Below are 16,875 nucleotides of genomic sequence, written 5' to 3' on the forward strand. Positions count from 1 at the left end.
GGCCTGGGTCGGCCGACTAAATCAAAGCGCCTATCATAGCCGATGCTGTCAAGTCACTGACAGAGCAGGCGCTCAATCAAAGCATTTGAAATCGCCGCTTTTAGTACCCATATCGTAAAAACCGCATCGAAATGCCGCGCGAGCACGCTAAACTCCGCCCCGCGGCTGTTTCTACCCAGCCAGCTCAGGGGTTGGGGCGACCCATACCGCCTCCGGGCCCGACGAATTCTCTGATAGAGCGATAACACCATGTCAAAAGTAAAACTGACCACCAACCACGGCGACATCGTGCTCCAACTGAACGCTGAAAAAGCGCCGATCACGGTTGCCAACTTCATCGAATACGTAAAAGCCGGCCACTACGAAAACACCGTTTTTCACCGTGTCATCGGCAACTTCATGATCCAGGGCGGCGGTTTTGAGCCGGGCATGAAAGAAAAGAAAGACAAGCGTCCAAGCATCCAGAACGAAGCCGACAACGGCCTGCCGAACAAGAAGTATTCGGTAGCCATGGCCCGCACCATGGAGCCGCATTCTGCGTCTGCTCAATTCTTCATCAACGTGGCTGACAACAGCTTCCTGAACCACAGCGGCAAGACCGTTCAGGGCTGGGGCTACGCAGTGTTTGGCGAAGTCATTGAAGGTCAGGACGTTGTCGACAAGATCAAAGCTGTGGCAACCACTTCCAAAGCCGGCCACCAGGATGTACCTGCAGACGACGTGATCATCGAGAAAGCCGAGATCATTGAGTGATACTGCTGATTTCAGATTTGCATCTGGAAGAGGAGCGCCCGGACATTACCCGGGCGTTTCTGAATTTCCTGACCGGGCGCGCGCGCTCGGCTCAGGCGCTGTACATCTTGGGCGACTTTTTTGAAGCCTGGATCGGCGACGATGCAATGACGCCCTACCAGCGCTCGATTTGTGACGCACTGCGCGCCCTGAGCGATGGCGGTACTGACGTGTTTCTCATGCACGGCAACCGTGACTTTTTATTAGGCCGAGCCTTTTGTAAAGCGGCCGGCTGCACCCTGCTGAAAGACCCTAGCATCGTGGACTTTTACGGCGAACCCGTGCTCCTAATGCACGGCGACAGTCTGTGTACCCGTGACGAAGCCTACATGCGCTTGCGACGCTACCTGCGCAACCCGATAACACTGTGGGTGTTGCGTCACCTGCCATTAAGCACCCGCCACACACTCGCGCGTAAATTGCGCAGCGAAAGCCGCGCCCAGACCCGCATGAAAGCCAACGATATTGTCGACGTGACCCCTGAAGAGATTCCGCGGATCATGACGCAGTTCGGCGTACACACCTTGATCCACGGCCACACTCATCGGCCGGCGATTCATAAATTGCAGATTGGTGAGCAGGCCGCCAAGCGGATTGTGCTCGGCGACTGGGACCGTCAAGGCTGGGTGTTGCAAGTGGATGAGCAAGGCATGCAACTGACGCCCTTCGACTTTCAGCTGACATTGCCAGCTGCTACGCACCCCTGAACCACCCGAGCCACGCCGACAGAGCACTGACCGGCGTCGCTAAAGGCCAAGACCCAGTACGTCGCGGCCTTCGGCTATCCTCGCATCATCCCTGCTAAAAATGTCTCAATGCCCGCTGGCCGCCGGACCCGCCTTGGCAGCAAAGGGCGGTTTGGCCAGCCATACGATCAAAATCAAGCCCATGAACATCCAGCCCATCATCGTGAAGTAGTCCACGGTCGACAGCATGTACGCCTGGCTGGTCAGGATTTGATCCATCTGAGCGTAGGCCTTGGTACTGGCACCCCCCAGATTTTCGAGGGTATGCCGGGTAATTGGATCGTACGTACTGACGCTTTCACTCATGTAGGCATGATGCTGATCCGCCCGGCGAATCCAGATCCACGTGGTTAATGAGGCCGCGAAACTGCCGCCCAATGTACGCAGGAATGTAGCCAAACCGGCCCCATCGGCAATTTGATGCGGCGGCAAATCCGACATCAAAATGCTCAACGTCGGCATAAAGAACAGCGCCACGCCAATTCCCATAAACAGTTGCACCATTGCGATGTGCTGGAAATCCACTTCATTGGTGAATTCGGCGCGCATAAAGCAGCTCAGGCCAATCGCCAGGAAGGCCAGCCCCGCCAACAGTCGCAGGTCAAATTTATGCGCGTACTTGCCCACGAACGGAGACATCACCACCGGCAAGATGCCGATAGGCGCAACGGCCAGACCGGCCCAAGTGGCCGTGTAACCCATTTGGGTTTGCAGCCATTGCGGCAGAATCAAGTTGATACCGAAGAAGCCTGCATACCCCAATACCAGGACCAGCGTTCCGATACGGAAGTTGCGGTGGGCGAACAGGCGCAGGTTGACGATCGGGTGTTTGTCAGTCATTTCCCAAATGACGAAGGCCGCCAGTGCAACCACTGACAGCGCGGTGCCCATCAGGATGAAGCTGGATTCGAACCAGTCCAGATCATTGCCTTTATCGAGCACAATTTGCAGGGCGCCCACCCCGATGATCAGCGTGATCAACCCCACATAGTCCATGGGCTGGCGGGTGATAACCACGGGGCGCGCTTTCAACTGCTGGCGCACGACCATAACCGCGAATATTCCGATCGGAATATTAATGAAGAAAATCCATGGCCAACTGTAACTGTCCGTAATCCAACCACCCAAAATCGGCCCGGCAATGGGCGCCACCACCGTGACCATCGCCAGCAATGCCAATGCCATCCCCCGTTTTGCGGGTGGATACACAGCAATCAACAGGGTCTGAGTCATCGGGTACAAAGGCCCCGCGACCAAGCCCTGCAGGACCCGAAAGCCCACCAGCTCAGGCATCGAGGTGGAAATCCCGCACAAAAATGAAGCCAACACGAACAAAATCGTCGCCCATAAAAACAGCTTCACTTCACCGAAACGGCGGCTCAGCCAGCCGGTCAAGGGCAACGCAATCGCGTTGCTGACAGCAAAAGAAGTGATGACCCACGTCCCCTGCTCCGAACTCACCCCCAGGTTGCCGGAAATGGTGGGCAGCGCGACGTTGGCAATGGTGGTATCGAGCACTTGCATAAAAGTGGCCAACGACAGGCCAATGGTGGCAAGCAGCAAGCTGGGCGGCGTAAAAGACGCGTTTGTACTCATCGCAAATCCTTTAAAACAGAGAGCGCAACCCCGCCGTAGCGACGGGGTCAGTGGATTGGCGAATCAACGCGCAGCGGCGGCATTGCTCACGACGGCACTGTTACTGTCAATCAGGCGCGCGATCAGGGCTTCAGCATCGGCCAGTTGCTTTTCATACACATTGGTCGTGAAGGTGGCTTTTTGCGGTGGCTGTTGCGCCAGCACTGGGCCACTCTGGTCATGCAGGTTTACATCCACCACAGTCGACAAACCCACCCGCAACGGGTGCTGCGCCAATTGGTCGGCATGGATATGAATACGAACCGGTACCCGCTGGACAATTTTGATCCAGTTGCCAGTCGCGTTTTGCGCTGGCAACAACGCGAACGCGCTGCCTGTACCGGCGCCGATACTGTCGATGGAGCCGCTGTATTTAACATCGCTGCCGTAAATGTCCGATTCGATCTCAACCGGCTGGCCGATACGCATGTTATGCAGCTGGGTTTCTTTGAAGTTGGCATCAATCCATAACTGATTCAGCGGGATAACGGCCATCAGCGCCGTACCCGGCTGGACACGCTGCCCCAACTGAACCGTGCGTTTCGCCACATAACCGGTCACTGGGGCAATCAGGGTGGTGCGGGCATGCTCCAGGTACGCCTGACGCAATTGCGCGGCGGCCGCGAGTACATCGGGATGGTTAGCGACGGCGGTGTTATCCACCAATGCCGTGGTGGTATTTAACTGTTGTTCGGCATTGCGCAAGGCACTTTGTGCCGATGCCAGATCGTCCCGCGCATGAGACAGCTCTTCCTGCGAAATGGCGCCGTCCGCAGCCAGACTTTTACGACGGCTGTAGTTGTCCTGAGCCTTTTGCACCTCGGATTTTTGCGCAGCCACTTGAGCCTTCATGCCGTTCACATTGCTGAACAAACCACGCACCTGACGCACCGTACGCGCCAGATTGGCTTCAGCACTTTGCAGCCCGACTTGCGCATCGCTCGGGTCAAAGTTGAGCAATACCTGACCTTCGTGAACCAGATCGCCATCATCGGCACCAATGCTCACCACCGTACCTGTCACCAGCGGCGTGATTTCAACCACGTTGCCATTGACGTAAGCGTCGTCAGTGCTTTCACTCCAGCGGCCGTACAGTTCGTGCCAAGCCCAAACGCCCACGATACCGAGCACGACCAGCAGCGCGAGAGCACCCAGCCAGAGTTTGCGTTTACGCGAGCCACCCGCGTTTTCGTTGTGTTGCATTTCATTCGGTGTTTGCACAGAGGCCATGACCATTACCTGAAATTATTCTGCCAGCGAGGCTTGGGAGGGAACGGCCAACGCCGTATGAGCGGGCTCGAAGCCGCCGCCCAAGGCCTGCATCAATTGAATCGAGAGATCGATCTGTTGCGCGTTCAAATCAGCCAATTGGCGCTGAGCCTGAAGCAGTTGCTGTTCAATGCTGAGCACGTCCAGGTAGTTACCGACCCCCGAACCATAACGCTGCAACACCGTGTCGTAGGAGTCCTGCGCGATATCGGCGGCACGCTGTTGAGCCGTAATCTGACGGCCCGTGGCCCCCAATTGCCCGAGGGTATCGCTGACTTCGCCAAGGGCGCCCACGACTGTTTTGTTGTACTGCGCCACCCCCAGATCGTAATTGGCGTCCTCCGCATCCAGCCCGGCACGTAGACGCCCGCCATCAAAAATCGGCAGCGTCAACGCTGGCGCAATATTGAAGAAGCGGCTTGCCGACCCGAACAACGCATCCCCCAGCAACGACTGAGTACCCGCTGCGGCCGTTAAATTCAGGTTGGGGTAGAAGCGGGTCTTGGCCGCAGCAATGTTTTTGCTGGCCGCTTCCACGCGCCAGCGCGCCGCGACCACGTCTGGCCGACGCCCCAGCAAGTCCGCAGGCAATGTACTGGGCAATGCCACGTGGCCCGGTGCCAACCTATTGGGCCGGGTGATTTCCTGACCGCGATCCGGCCCCTTGCCAAGCAACACCGCGAGCGCAATACGCGCTGAATTGAGCTGTTTCTCGGCGTCAATCAGTTGCTCTTGAGCGCTGGCCTCAAGGCTTTCGGTTTGTTGAAACTGATAATGGCTGTCGATGCCTGAAGCCAAACGACGCTTGCTCAGGTCCAGCATTTTTCGCGTGCGTTGCAGATCCTCTTGCGACAAATCTCGCACTTGGAAGGCATGTCCCAAATTGCTGTAGGCACGTGCCACATCGCCCGCCAGCGTAAGACGCGCGGCCTGGCCGTCCACTTCAGCTGCACGGGCTTCGCCCAATGCGGCTTCCCACGCAGCGCGCTGACCGCCCCACAAGTCAAAGGTGTAATTGAAGGTCAGATTGAGGTCACGCTCGGTGCTGTAACGCCCGCCCTGCCCGCTTGGATCTTGTGATCGAGACAGGCGCGAGCGCGTGACATCCCCGTTCGCATCCAGCGTGGGCATCCGCGCCGCGTTCACTGAACGGGCTGCAGCCGTGGCCTGGTGGGTGCGGGCGCTGGCCACTTGCATGTCCGGGCTGTCACGCAAGGCCTGCGCAACCAGGCTGTTAAGTTGCTGATCGCCCAACCGCGACCACCATTCCTTTTCGGGCCAGGCAGCGGGGGTGACGCTGACGTTTTTGAAGGAGTGACCGGCCTTCAATTGTTGGGCATCAAGGCTGATGCCCTGGGGGTTCAGCCCGTGGTAATTGGCACAGCCAGCCAACACCATTGACGCAAATACCAGGCCCAAGCCCGTACGCAAGGTTTTGTCGCTCATTTTCCACCCAGGCGCTGCACCGTGATCGTGTCACCGGCGGCGAGCAGTATTTTTTTCAGGATATGTTCAAGACTTAGCAGTTCTTGCGGGGTAATCGCGCCAGCCAACTGGTTCATGGCTGCAGCACCGAAGGTCGGGAGTTGATCAGCCAGCCCTTGCCCTTCCTCTGTAAGCACTAACCGCACCTGACGCCTGTCGGCCTCGGAGCGCTGACGCACCAACAGATTTTTTTGCTCAAGACGGTCGAGCATGCGGGTCATCGAACCGCTGTCGATGCACAAGTGCCGACACAGCTCGGCCGGGGTGTCCACCTCGAACTGCGCCATGATGATCAGCACTTTGAACTGCGCAGCCGTGATGCCATACGGCTCCATGTGCGTATCAATAATGCGGTCCTTGAGCAACGCCGCACGACCCAGGAGTAAACCCAGGGTGCAATTTTGGAAGTTATCGGGGGAAAAGTGCTTCATCGGCCACCAGGAAGCTGTTTAAGCAGTAATGTTTCAAAATATTACTGTCTAGGCAGCTAATGTCAAGGCGATAAATAGCCAGCTATCTATTCAAACCAATGGCGTCTGACCGACGGGGTTGGCCCGCCACTCGTAGCAATGAGCTGTTTGATAAAAAAGGAGGGGCTGACGCAAGGGATGCCTGCGCCAGCTGAAGGCTACGCCTGAGCAGGCACGCCGCTGTGGAAGCGAAACTCAACGTCAGGGCTTTCGATGAGTGCTTGCTCGGCGTCGCGAACGCGCTCAATGACCTGAGCAATGTCCTTGGCGTCGCCGTATTGATAGGCCAATTTCAAATAGCCCTGGAAATGCCGCGCTTCGCTTTTCAGCAAACCGAAGTAAAACGTGCCCAGTTCTTCGTCCAGGTGCGGCACCAACGCCTCGAAACGCTCACAACTGCGCGCCTCGATAAACGCCCCGACCACCAGCGTGTCTACCAGCTTCACGGGCTCGTGGTTGCGCACCACCTTGCGCAAGCCTGAGGCGTAGCGGCCTGCAGACAACTGGCGCAGTTCGATCTTGCGCTTTTTCATCAAACGCATGACCTGCTCGTGGTGCACCAGCTCTTCGCGGGCCAGACGCGACATCATGTTGATCAGGTCAACATGGGAGTGATATTTGGCGATCAGGCTCAGCGCCGTGCTGGCAGCCTTGAACTCACAGTTTTTATGATCGATGAGCAGGGTTTCCTGATCGGCCAGCGCTGCCGTGATCCAGCCATCGGGCGTTCGGCAACCAAGAAACTCGTGAATTTCAGGAAGAATCACGCGAACGCTCCCGAAATAAGAAAGGTGCGCGACGAGTCGGCAGTAGGCAGAGAAGTGACAGGCATGAGGCTCACACAGGCTGGAGTGGCAAAGCCGCCGATTATACGGGCCCCACAGCACAGCACCAGTCTGGCGGATTGATATGCATCAACGCGCGGGCAACCCGTGAGCAACTATAGTGGTTGCACTTAATCCTCCATGGAGCCTCGACCATGCAAAAGATCAACAAGCTGCTGGTGGTGATCGAACCCGAGTTAATGGAAAGCCTTGCCCTCAAACGTGCCAAACAAATCGCCGAAAAGACCAAGGCCGCCCTGCACCTCTTGATTTGCGACAAAGAGGACAAACACGCCGCATTGCTCAGTGTCCTTGAGAACGCGTTAAGGGCCGAAGGCGTTACTGCCAGCAGCGAACGGTCTTGGCATGAGAGCAAGCACCAGACCATCATCCAGGCGCAGCAGGCTGAGAACTGCGGCCTGGTGATCAAGCAGCACATTCCTGACCCCGCCCTGAAAAAACTCTTGCTCACGCCTGAAGACTGGAAACTGTTGCGCTACTGTCCGGCTCCGGTATTGCTGGCTAAATGTGCAGCGGACTGGGACAACGGTGTCGTGCTGACCGCGGTGGACGTGGGTAATGACGATGCCGACCACATGGAACTGCACAAGAGCATTGTTGACGCCGGTTTTGAAATCGCCAGCCTGATTAAAGGCAAGCTGCATGTGGTCAGCGCCTACCCGGCTCCCATGCTGGCCGCCGTTGAAGCCGCCTACCCGATTGAAACGCAATACGAGGCGATTTATCGCAAGGCGTGCGAAGGGTTCCAGAAACAGTACGACATTGACGGCAGCCGCCTGCATGTCGAGGAAGGCCCGGCCGATGTGATTATTCCGCGGGTTGCCGACGAGCTACACGCTGCCGTGACCGTCATGGGCACAGTGGCGCGCACCGGGTTTTCGGGGGCGCTGATCGGTAACACCGCAGAAGTTGTCATCGACAAACTCAAAAGTGACATCTTGGTGCTCAAGCCAGAAGAAATGACCCGTCACCTGGAAAAACTGGCATCCAAACATTGACCTGCTAATCAGTTGCCCAGCGCATCTTTCAAGAAACTGGGGGCGATGTAGCGCTGATAGTGGGCTTCGGACAGCAGGAAAAATTCCCGATCAATGGCGTCTCGCAGCTCGGGCAAATTCCAGTCTCGAAACTCGGGCAACAGCACCATTCCGTACGCTTGCAGCTGATTGATCACCCGCGCCCCGCGGGCAATCAGCTGGTAGGCCCAGCAATATTCGGACTGATGGGGGACAAACCGGATTTGCCGCGCCAGCAACTGGCCACGCAGCTTTTGAGGGTCAAAGACTTCAACCTTGCCCGCCATCACCTGCACGAGCAACTGCTCCAGACGCATCCACACTGCGCGCTTCTCGTCGTCGTTGTAACCGTTCCAGTGGATCACTTCATGATGGAAACGCTTGCATCCACGGCATACCAGGTCGCCGTAAACCGTCGAACACAGGCCGATACATGGAGTCTTGATGGTTTGGTTGGGCATGGCGAAATAGAGCACTGCAGAGCGAAACAGGCGGGCATGTTAGCCCTTTGTCTAACGCAGATCACCCCTCAACCTTCAGGGGTTAACTTACCTTTACCAAGTTTTTCCCGTAGAATCGGCCTGCCTTTTAAGGCGCCAATGTCCGTTAGAAGCTGTTTTCAAAGCGTCACGAGCACAGTTGATCCTGAAGAACGGTGTTGGTGATGGGTACTTGCCAGGCAACTGCCCGCACCAACGTGCACCACCCCTCCGTTCCCAAGGCGTAAAACTTTGAAAACAGCTTCTGTTGGGAATCTCTGCAACTCTGGCTAAGCGGCTCATAAAGCCCCGCAGCGCATGAGTGCCTTGCATTCCTGGATGAGCGTCCCGGACACCCATTTGGGACCAATGATGAGGGTAATAACTGTGCTTGAAGCCTACCGCAAACATATCGAAGAGCGCGCAGCACTGGGTATCGTTCCCCAGCCGCTTAACGCCGAACAAACTGCAGGCCTGGTTGAGCTGCTGAAAAACCCGCCTGCTGGCGAAGAAGAATTCCTCGTTGACCTGATCACCAACCGCATTCCACCGGGTGTTGACGAAGCGGCCTACGTAAAAGCCGGCTTCCTCGCTGCCCTCGCGAAAGGTGAAGCCACCTCCCCCCTGATCAGCAAAAAACGCGCTGTTGAACTGCTTGGCACCATGCAAGGCGGCTACAACATCGTCACGCTGGTTGACCTGCTGGACGACGCAGAGCTGGCTCCGGTGGCTGCCGAGCAGCTCAAGCACACCCTGTTGATGTTTGACGCCTTCCACGACGTTGCTGAAAAAGCCAAGAACGGTAATGCCCACGCCAAGGCGGTGGTGCAATCCTGGGCGGACGGCGAATGGTTCAAAAACCGCCCTACCCTGGCAGACAAAATCAGCCTGCGCGTATTCAAGGTGACCGGCGAAACCAACACCGACGACCTGTCGCCTGCCCCAGATGCCTGGTCACGTCCTGACATCCCGCTGCACGCGCTGGCCATGTTGAAAATGGCTCGTGACGGCATCGTGCCAGACGTCCAGGGCTCCATCGGCCCGATGAAGCAAATCGAAGAAATGCGCGGCCAGGGCTTCCCTATCGCCTACGTCGGTGACGTTGTCGGTACGGGTTCTTCGCGTAAATCGGCTACCAACTCGGTACTGTGGTTCTTCGGCGACGACGTGCCTTACGTGCCGAACAAGCGCGCCGGTGGTTTCTGCTTCGGCAGCAAAATTGCTCCGATCTTCTACAACACCATGGAAGATGCGGGCGCACTGCCTATCGAGTTCGACGTCAGCAACATCAACATGGGCGACGTGATCGACCTGTACCCGCACGCTGGCAAAGTCTGCAAGCACGGTACCGACGAAGTCATCACCACCTTTGAACTGAAAACCCCGGTTCTGCTGGATGAAGTCCGCGCTGGCGGCCGTATTCCGCTGATCATCGGTCGCGGCCTGACTGAAAAGGCACGCGCCGAACTGGGCATGGGTCCATCTGACCTGTTCAAAAAGCCTGAAGCGCCTGTTGAAAGCACCAAGGGTTTCACCCTGGCGCAGAAAATGGTCGGTAAAGCCTGCGGCGTAACCGGTGTTCGTCCGGGCACTTACTGCGAGCCGAAAATGACCACCGTGGGTTCTCAGGACACCACCGGTCCAATGACCCGTGACGAACTGAAAGACTTGGCGTGCCTGGGCTTCTCGGCGGATCTGGTGATGCAGTCGTTCTGCCACACCGCGGCGTATCCAAAGCCGATCGACGTGACCACCCACCACACCCTGCCTGACTTCATCATGACCCGTGGCGGCGTTTCCCTGCGTCCGGGCGACGGCATCATCCACAGCTGGTTGAACCGCATGCTGCTGCCTGACACCGTCGGCACCGGTGGCGACTCCCACACCCGCTTCCCAATGGGCATTTCGTTCCCGGCCGGTTCGGGTCTGGTGGCATTTGCTGCCGCGACTGGCGTCATGCCACTGGACATGCCGGAATCGGTTCTGGTTCGCTTCAAAGGCAAAATGCAACCAGGCATTACCTTGCGCGACCTGGTTCACGCCATTCCTTACGTGGCAATCCAACAAGGCCTGCTGACCGTAGAGAAAAAGGGCAAGATCAACGAATTCTCGGGTCGCATTCTGGAAATCGAAGGCCTGGACAACCTGAGCATCGAGCAAGCGTTCGAACTGTCCGACGCGTCGGCAGAGCGTTCGGCTGCTGGCTGCACGATCAAACTGTCCAAAGAGTCGATCACCGAATACCTGAAATCCAACATCACCCTGCTGCGCTGGATGATCGGTGAAGGTTACGGCGATGCACGCACCCTTGAGCGTCGCGCTCAAGCGATGGAAGCCTGGATTGCCAACCCGCAATTGATGGAAGCCGATGCTGACGCCGAATACGCGCACATCATCGAAATCGACCTGGCTGACATCAACGAGCCAGTGCTGTGCGCCCCGAACGACCCGGATGACGCCCGTCTGCTGTCCAGCGTTGCTGGCGAGAAAATCGACGAAGTATTCATCGGTTCGTGCATGACCAACATCGGCCACTTCCGCGCAGCGGGCAAGTTGCTCGACAAGGTCAAAGGTCAGTTGCCAACCCGTCTGTGGCTGTCGCCGCCGACCAAGATGGACGCTCACCAGCTGACCGAAGAAGGCTACTACGGCATCTACGGCAAAGCCGGCGCGCGCATGGAAATGCCGGGTTGCTCGCTGTGCATGGGTAACCAGGCACGTGTTGAGCCGAACGCCACCGTGGTGTCGACTTCAACCCGTAACTTCCCGAACCGTCTGGGTGACGGCGCCAACGTATACCTGGCTTCGGCCGAGCTGGCGTCGGTGGCTTCTATCCTGGGCCGCCTGCCTTCCGTTGAGGAATACATGGCGTACGCAGCTGAGATCAACACCATGGCGGCGGACGTTTACCGCTACCTGAGCTTTGATCAGATCGCTGAATTCCGTGAAGCGGCAGCCAATGCCAACATCCCGGTTATTCAAGCGTAAGCTGACGCTGTAACGAAAAAGCCCCGACTCGCAAGAGCCGGGGCTTTTTCATGCCCGCCGCAGCGCCAGGCTATAGCAGTGGCGCCACAACCTGCTGCTTGCGCGGCCAGGCATCCAGCACCGCCTTGAACAGCGTGGCCAGCGGGATGGCAAAAAACACACCCCAGAAGCCCCACAAGCCACCGAACAACAGCACCGCGCAAATGATCGCCACCGGGTGCAAGCTCACCGCTTCTGAAAACAGCAACGGCACCAGAACGTTGCCATCCAGTGTCTGAATGATTCCGTAGACCGCCATCAGGTAAATGAACTGATCGCTCCAGCCCCACTGGAACAAGGCAATCAGGCACACCGGCACAGTCACGACCACCGCTCCTACGTAGGGCACCACCACCGACACACCCACCAATAAGGCCAGCAATGCCGCGTAATTGAGATCCATGACGACAAACGCAATGTAGGTGACGCCTCCGCAGATGATGATCTCGATGACTTTGCCACGAATGTAGTTGGCAATCTGACGGTTCATGTCATGCGCCACGCGGGTAATCAGCGCACGCTGGCGAGGCAAGTAGCTGCGCACCCAGCGGCCGATCATGGCCCGGTCCTTGAGGAAGAAAAACACCAGAATCGGCACCAATACCAAATAGATCATGATGTTGACCAACAGCGGCAGACTGGACAGCGAGAGGGTCAACGCCAATTGCCCCACTTTGCCAATCTCCCCACGCGCCACCTCGATGGCCTGCAACACTTGCTCATCCGAGACCAGATGCGGGTAGCGTTCCGGCAGCAACAACAGCAACGACTGCCACTTGACGAGCATGCCCGGCAGCTCATTGAACAGCGTGATCAGTTGGTGCCACAGCAGCGGCACCACCACCACGATAAACAGCAATAACAGACCCATGAACAGCGCAAACACCAGCCCTACGGCCACCGCTCCAGGCAAGCGCAAGCGCTCCAGTGCCACCACCAGCCCCTGCATGAGATACGCCAGGACCATGCCCGCCAGCACAGGCGCCAGCATGCCGCCCAAGGTCAAGACCACTGTGAACGCCAGCACCAGCAACACGGCCAGCACCACCGCTTCCTCATCGGAAAAGTAGCGTTGTATCCAGTTACGCAACACGTTGAACATCAAGATTCCTTTTAAAAGGTGTCGCCCGGGCGTCAGGCCTTGCGCAACCAATAACGATAGACGCCCGAATCCTCTTGCTCGCCGAGCAGCTCATGCCCCGCCAGACGCGCGAATGTGCGGAAGTCGCGCTGGGAGCCCGCATCAGACGCAATCACCTTCAGCACGGCACCCGAGCTCATCTGATTGAGTGCCATCTTCGCCTTGAGCAACGGCAACGGGCAATTCAGTCCGCTGGCGTCCAGCAGCGAATCATGTTCCAACACATCAGTCATTTACCCGTCCTCAGGCATTTTGTAGCGCACTAGAATACCCCAGACTGACCCGCCTCTGGTCGCCAGCCCACTGTGCAGCTACAGTAAGCCCTTTATCGACTAGAGCTTCGTGCATGAATTTTCTGCGCCCGACCCTGTTGACGCTCGCTTGCCTGCTCGCATCACCGCTTTTCGCCGACGATTTGCCGTCGTTGGGTGATGCCAGCTCCTCCATTGTTTCGCCTCAACAAGAGTACAAACTGGGTCGCGCTTGGCTAAGCATGTTGCGCGGCCAGGTCTCGCAGCTTAACGATCCGCAGCTCAAGGACTACGTTGAAACCAGCGTCTATAAATTGGTCGAAACCAGCCAGGTTCAGGACCGGCGCCTTGAATTCATATTAATCAACAGCCCCCAGCTCAACGCCTTTGCCGCGCCCGGCGGAATCATCGGCGTGAACGGCGGCCTGTTTCTCAACGCGCAGACCGAAGGTGAGTATGCCTCGGTGCTGGCGCACGAATTGGCCCACTTGTCGCAGCGGCACTTCGCACGCGGGGTCGAAGCGCAACAACGCATGCAATTGCCCATGATGGCCGCCTTGCTGGCGGGCATCGTCATCGCCGCCTCGGGGGCGGGTGATGCCGGGATTGCCGCTATTGCGGGCACTCAGGCCGCAGCATTTCAGGAGCAGCGACGCTTCTCCCGGCAAAACGAGCAGGAAGCAGACCGCATTGGCATCCTTAATCTGGAGAAAGCCGGTTACGACCCGCGCTCCATGCCGACGATGTTCGAGCGCTTGATGCGCCAATACCGGTTCGATGCCAAACCACCGGAATTTTTACTGACTCACCCGGTCACCGAATCGCGTATTGCAGACACCCGCAACCGTGCTGAACAAGCCCGCCCCGGCGGCGCCGAGGACAGCCTGCGCTATCAATTGATTCGCGCACGGGTGCAACTCAACTACGAAGAAACGCCGGGGCTTGCCGCCAAGCGTTTCAGGGTCCAACTCGATGAAAACCCGAACAACGACGTGGCCCGCTACGGTTTGGCCATCGCGCAGATCAAGGGCAGTCAATTCAAGGACGCTCGGGACAACCTGAAACGGCTGCTCGACAAATCGCCCAACGACATCACGTACAACCTGGCGCAGATCGAACTCGACATGGCCAGCAATCAACTGGACGATGCGCAAAAGCGCGTCGAACGGATGCGTACGCTGTATCCGGGCAATTACCCGCTCAATCAGGCGCGAGTCGATCTGTTGCTTAAACAGAACAGAGCAGGTGAAGCAGACAAAGCACTGGAAGCCTTGCTCAAGAGTCGACCGAACGACCCGGATGTCTGGTACTCAGTGGCTGAAACCCGCGGCCTTTCGGGCAATATCATCGGCTTGCATCAGGCGCGGGCGGAGTACTTTGCACTGGTGGGTGATTACCGTCAGGCCCTGCAACAGCTGGACTTGGCGAAAAAACTGACCAAGAACTTCCAGCTGCTATCGCGCATTGATGCTCGGCAACGTGATTTGCTGGATGAAGAGCGGTCTATCAAAGACATGATGAATTGAGAGTACGCCTGAAAGCGGCAGCTTCACGAGAGTGAGCTACCGCCTTCAGTGCCTACGCCCAAGAGCGACACTCAGGCGTTGCCCGCCAGCTTCAAACGGGCCGCTTGAGTGAAATCCAACATGCGCTTGAGCGGGCGAACCGCTTGCGGCACCAGCGCCGGATCGACAAAGATCTCGTTCGACCCCTTCTGTAGACACTCCAGCGTACGCTCCAGCGTATTCATTGCCATCCACGGGCAATGGGCGCAACTGCGGCATGCCGCGCCATTGCCTGCCGTAGGCGCTTCAATAAAGACTTTGTCAGGACACAGCTGCTGCATTTTGTAAAAAATGCCGCGGTCGGTGGCCACGATGAAGGTCTTGTTGGGCAGGTTCTGCGCGGCGGCAATCAGTTGACTGGTGGAGCCTACGGCGTCGGCCAGATCAATCACCGACTCGGGCGATTCAGGGTGAACCAGAATCGCTGCATCCGGGTACAGCGCCTTCATGTCTTCGAGCTGCTTGGACTTGAACTCTTCATGGACAATGCACGCCCCATCCCAGAGCAACATGTCGGCCCCGGTCTGGCGCTGGATATAGCGCCCAAGATGCTTGTCAGGCCCCCAGATGATCGTTTCGCCGTTATCCATCAGGCTTTCGACGATTTCCAGCGCACAGCTTGATGTCACCACCCAGTCTGCACGGGCTTTAACCGCAGCTGACGTGTTGGCGTAAACCACCACAGTGCGCTCGGGGTGTTTGTCACAGAACGCAGAAAACGCTTCGACCGGGCAACCCAGGTCCAGCGAGCAGGTGGCTTCCAGCGTCGGCATCAGCACACGCTTTTCAGGGGTGAGGATTTTCGCCGTTTCACCCATGAAACGAACACCGGCGACCAGTACTGTTTTTGCGGGATGCGCGGCACCGAAACGGGCCATTTCCAGCGAGTCGGAAACGCAACCGCCTGTTTCTTCGGCGAGCGCCTGAATCACGGGATCGCAATAAAAATGAGCCACCAGAACCGCATCCTGCGCCTTGAGCTCGGCAGCGATGGCGGCACGCAATGCAGCCTCTTCTTCCAGGGTCAGGGCTTTAGGCTGCTTGGCATCAAGGTGGGCTTGAACCAGAAGTCGTTCGGAAATATGCGTCATGTTCGCAAGACCTGCAGGCGCTACTGCGCGAAAGTCGAGTGTACCACCGGCTCCGGACCGTCGAGTCCCGCCGGGAGAGTGTGTGTTATCAGGCACGGACCATCTATTCAGCTCGCCAAGGCTACAGAATATGCTTGCGATTCAAAAGTTTAATGTTTCAGGGGAGGTGTTGCAGGGCCACAAGGGCAAATCTGCCGATGACTGGCAGGCCGCCAGGCATCGGCCGCAGAACTTAACTCACTGGCTCAACGCTTTAAGCACAAGCTCAGCCACAGCGCCACCTGACGCAGGGTTCTGGCCCGTAATCAAACGCCCATCTGCAACGGCATAAGCCGCCCACGGCTGGCTCGCCTTCTCATACTTGGCCCCACGCTTGACCAGCTCGGTCTCGGTCAAATACGGCACGACTTCGGCCAAACCTGCCAGTTGCTCTTCTTCATTGGAGAAGCCCGTGAGTTTTTTGCCCTCAATCAGCAGTTTGCCGTCGCTGAGCATGATATTCAGCAGCCCGACCGCCCCGTGACACACCGAGGACACGACTCCACCCGACTCATAAATCTCGCGGCTGATGGTTTGCAGCTCAACGTTGTCCGGGAAATCCCAAATGACCCCGTGGCCCCCTGCAAAGTAAATAGCGCAGTAGTCTTCAGGCTTGATATCGCTTGGCTTGAGCGTTGCGCCAAGGCGATTCATGAACGACTTATCGTGATACCACTGCCAGTCAATATCAGTTGCCATGTCCTTGGCCAAACTGTGAGGGTCGATCGGTGTGTAACCACCTTGAGGGCTGACGAAGTCTACTGTGTAGCCTGCAGCCTCAACCTTCTGTACGAAATGCACCGCCTCCCCCAGCCATAAACCCGTGGCACGCGGCAGGTTCGGGTATTTTTCGACACTGGTCAAAACCACCAACATTTTCTTGCTCATCGTAAGCCTCCTGTAAATAGCGGGTATGCACGGAGCTTGGGCTGTACATCACTGCAAATGGTTCAGCCGAGGAACGAAGCGAGAGCATAGACCATTAGGTTTGCCGACTCAGGGTGAGCGGCTACGCTGAGTTTTC

At 57.4% G+C, this 16,875-nt stretch carries 15 protein-coding genes; 5 read left to right on the forward strand and 10 right to left on the reverse strand.

Annotated elements, in window-relative coordinates; all coding sequences use genetic code 11:
* The first annotated feature begins 249 nt into the window (after positions 1-249).
* Together V6F78_RS12765 and lpxH are read left to right on the forward strand one after the other, a co-directional pair.
* Entirely contained in the window at positions 250-753 is a 504-nt protein-coding gene (locus tag V6F78_RS12765) for a peptidylprolyl isomerase (RefSeq protein WP_047277967.1), read from the forward strand.
* Positions 750-1,499, forward strand: a complete 750-nt coding sequence (gene lpxH / locus V6F78_RS12770) for a UDP-2,3-diacylglucosamine diphosphatase (protein ID WP_094990274.1) — start codon at positions 750-752, stop codon at positions 1,497-1,499. The genes V6F78_RS12765 and lpxH overlap by 4 nt, the downstream gene beginning before the upstream one ends.
* Before the next feature lie 105 nt (positions 1,500-1,604).
* On the opposite strand, the gene V6F78_RS12775 is transcribed toward lpxH, so the two are convergent.
* The 5 genes from V6F78_RS12775 to V6F78_RS12795 all read right to left on the reverse strand — a co-directional run bounded on the left by V6F78_RS12775 (position 1,605) and on the right by V6F78_RS12795 (position 7,164).
* Positions 1,605-3,134 carry a DHA2 family efflux MFS transporter permease subunit gene (locus V6F78_RS12775; protein WP_332727426.1) on the reverse strand — a complete coding sequence of 510 codons (1,530 nt, stop codon included), beginning with the start codon at positions 3,132-3,134 and terminating at the stop codon, positions 1,605-1,607.
* 63 nt (positions 3,135-3,197) lie between these two features.
* Complete coding sequence (locus V6F78_RS12780; RefSeq protein WP_332727428.1) at positions 3,198-4,403, reverse strand: HlyD family secretion protein; 1,206 nt, start codon at positions 4,401-4,403, stop codon at positions 3,198-3,200.
* Between the two features lie 15 nt (positions 4,404-4,418).
* Positions 4,419-5,888, reverse strand: a complete 1,470-nt coding sequence (locus V6F78_RS12785; protein ID WP_332727429.1) for an efflux transporter outer membrane subunit — start codon at positions 5,886-5,888, stop codon at positions 4,419-4,421.
* Positions 5,885-6,358 carry a MarR family winged helix-turn-helix transcriptional regulator gene (locus tag V6F78_RS12790; protein ID WP_047295315.1) on the reverse strand — a complete coding sequence of 158 codons (474 nt, stop codon included), beginning with the start codon at positions 6,356-6,358 and terminating at the stop codon, positions 5,885-5,887. Before V6F78_RS12790 ends, V6F78_RS12785 begins: the two co-directional genes overlap by 4 nt.
* 197 nt (positions 6,359-6,555) lie before the next feature.
* On the reverse strand, positions 6,556-7,164 hold the full coding sequence (locus V6F78_RS12795; RefSeq protein ID WP_047295316.1) for a tRNA-(ms[2]io[6]A)-hydroxylase: 609 nt from the start codon (positions 7,162-7,164) through the stop codon (positions 6,556-6,558).
* 212 nt (positions 7,165-7,376) lie between these two features.
* On the opposite strand from V6F78_RS12795, the gene V6F78_RS12800 reads away from it, so the two are divergent.
* Positions 7,377-8,240 (forward strand): universal stress protein, encoded by an 864-nt coding sequence (locus V6F78_RS12800; protein ID WP_047295318.1) that lies wholly within the window; start codon positions 7,377-7,379, stop codon positions 8,238-8,240.
* Positions 8,241-8,248: 8 nt separating this feature from the next.
* Here the strand turns inward: V6F78_RS12800 and V6F78_RS12805 are convergent, their stop codons facing one another.
* Entirely contained in the window at positions 8,249-8,719 is a 471-nt protein-coding gene (locus V6F78_RS12805; RefSeq protein ID WP_047295319.1) for a DUF1289 domain-containing protein, read from the reverse strand.
* A gap of 405 nt (positions 8,720-9,124) precedes the next feature.
* Here V6F78_RS12805 and acnB point away from each other — a divergent pair, with 405 nt between their 5' ends.
* On the forward strand, positions 9,125-11,725 hold the full coding sequence (gene acnB / locus V6F78_RS12810; protein WP_047277978.1) for a bifunctional aconitate hydratase 2/2-methylisocitrate dehydratase: 2,601 nt from the start codon (positions 9,125-9,127) through the stop codon (positions 11,723-11,725).
* 70 nt (positions 11,726-11,795) lie between these two features.
* Here acnB and V6F78_RS12815 read toward each other — a convergent pair whose 3' ends face one another.
* On the reverse strand, positions 11,796-12,866 hold the full coding sequence (locus V6F78_RS12815) for an AI-2E family transporter (RefSeq protein WP_047277980.1): 1,071 nt from the start codon (positions 12,864-12,866) through the stop codon (positions 11,796-11,798).
* 32 nt (positions 12,867-12,898) lie between these two features.
* Entirely contained in the window at positions 12,899-13,138 is a 240-nt protein-coding gene (locus V6F78_RS12820) for a sulfurtransferase TusA family protein (RefSeq protein WP_047295322.1), read from the reverse strand.
* 113 nt (positions 13,139-13,251) lie between these two features.
* Here V6F78_RS12820 and V6F78_RS12825 point away from each other — a divergent pair, with 113 nt between their 5' ends.
* Positions 13,252-14,682 carry a M48 family metalloprotease gene (locus V6F78_RS12825; RefSeq protein ID WP_169839275.1) on the forward strand — a complete coding sequence of 477 codons (1,431 nt, stop codon included), beginning with the start codon at positions 13,252-13,254 and terminating at the stop codon, positions 14,680-14,682.
* A 71-nt stretch (positions 14,683-14,753) separates the two neighbouring features.
* On the opposite strand, the gene nadA is transcribed toward V6F78_RS12825, so the two are convergent.
* Both nadA and V6F78_RS12835 read right to left on the reverse strand, forming a co-directional pair.
* Positions 14,754-15,812, reverse strand: a complete 1,059-nt coding sequence (nadA, locus tag V6F78_RS12830) for a quinolinate synthase NadA (RefSeq protein WP_047277983.1) — start codon at positions 15,810-15,812, stop codon at positions 14,754-14,756.
* 237 nt (positions 15,813-16,049) lie between these two features.
* Positions 16,050-16,739 carry a type 1 glutamine amidotransferase domain-containing protein gene (locus tag V6F78_RS12835; protein WP_047295327.1) on the reverse strand — a complete coding sequence of 230 codons (690 nt, stop codon included), beginning with the start codon at positions 16,737-16,739 and terminating at the stop codon, positions 16,050-16,052.
* Positions 16,740-16,875 lie beyond the last annotated feature (136 nt).

This window comes from Pseudomonas sp. ESBL9, assembly GCF_036668715.1.
In the GTDB taxonomy this organism is placed as follows: Bacteria; Pseudomonadota; Gammaproteobacteria; order Pseudomonadales; family Pseudomonadaceae; genus Aquipseudomonas; species Aquipseudomonas lundensis.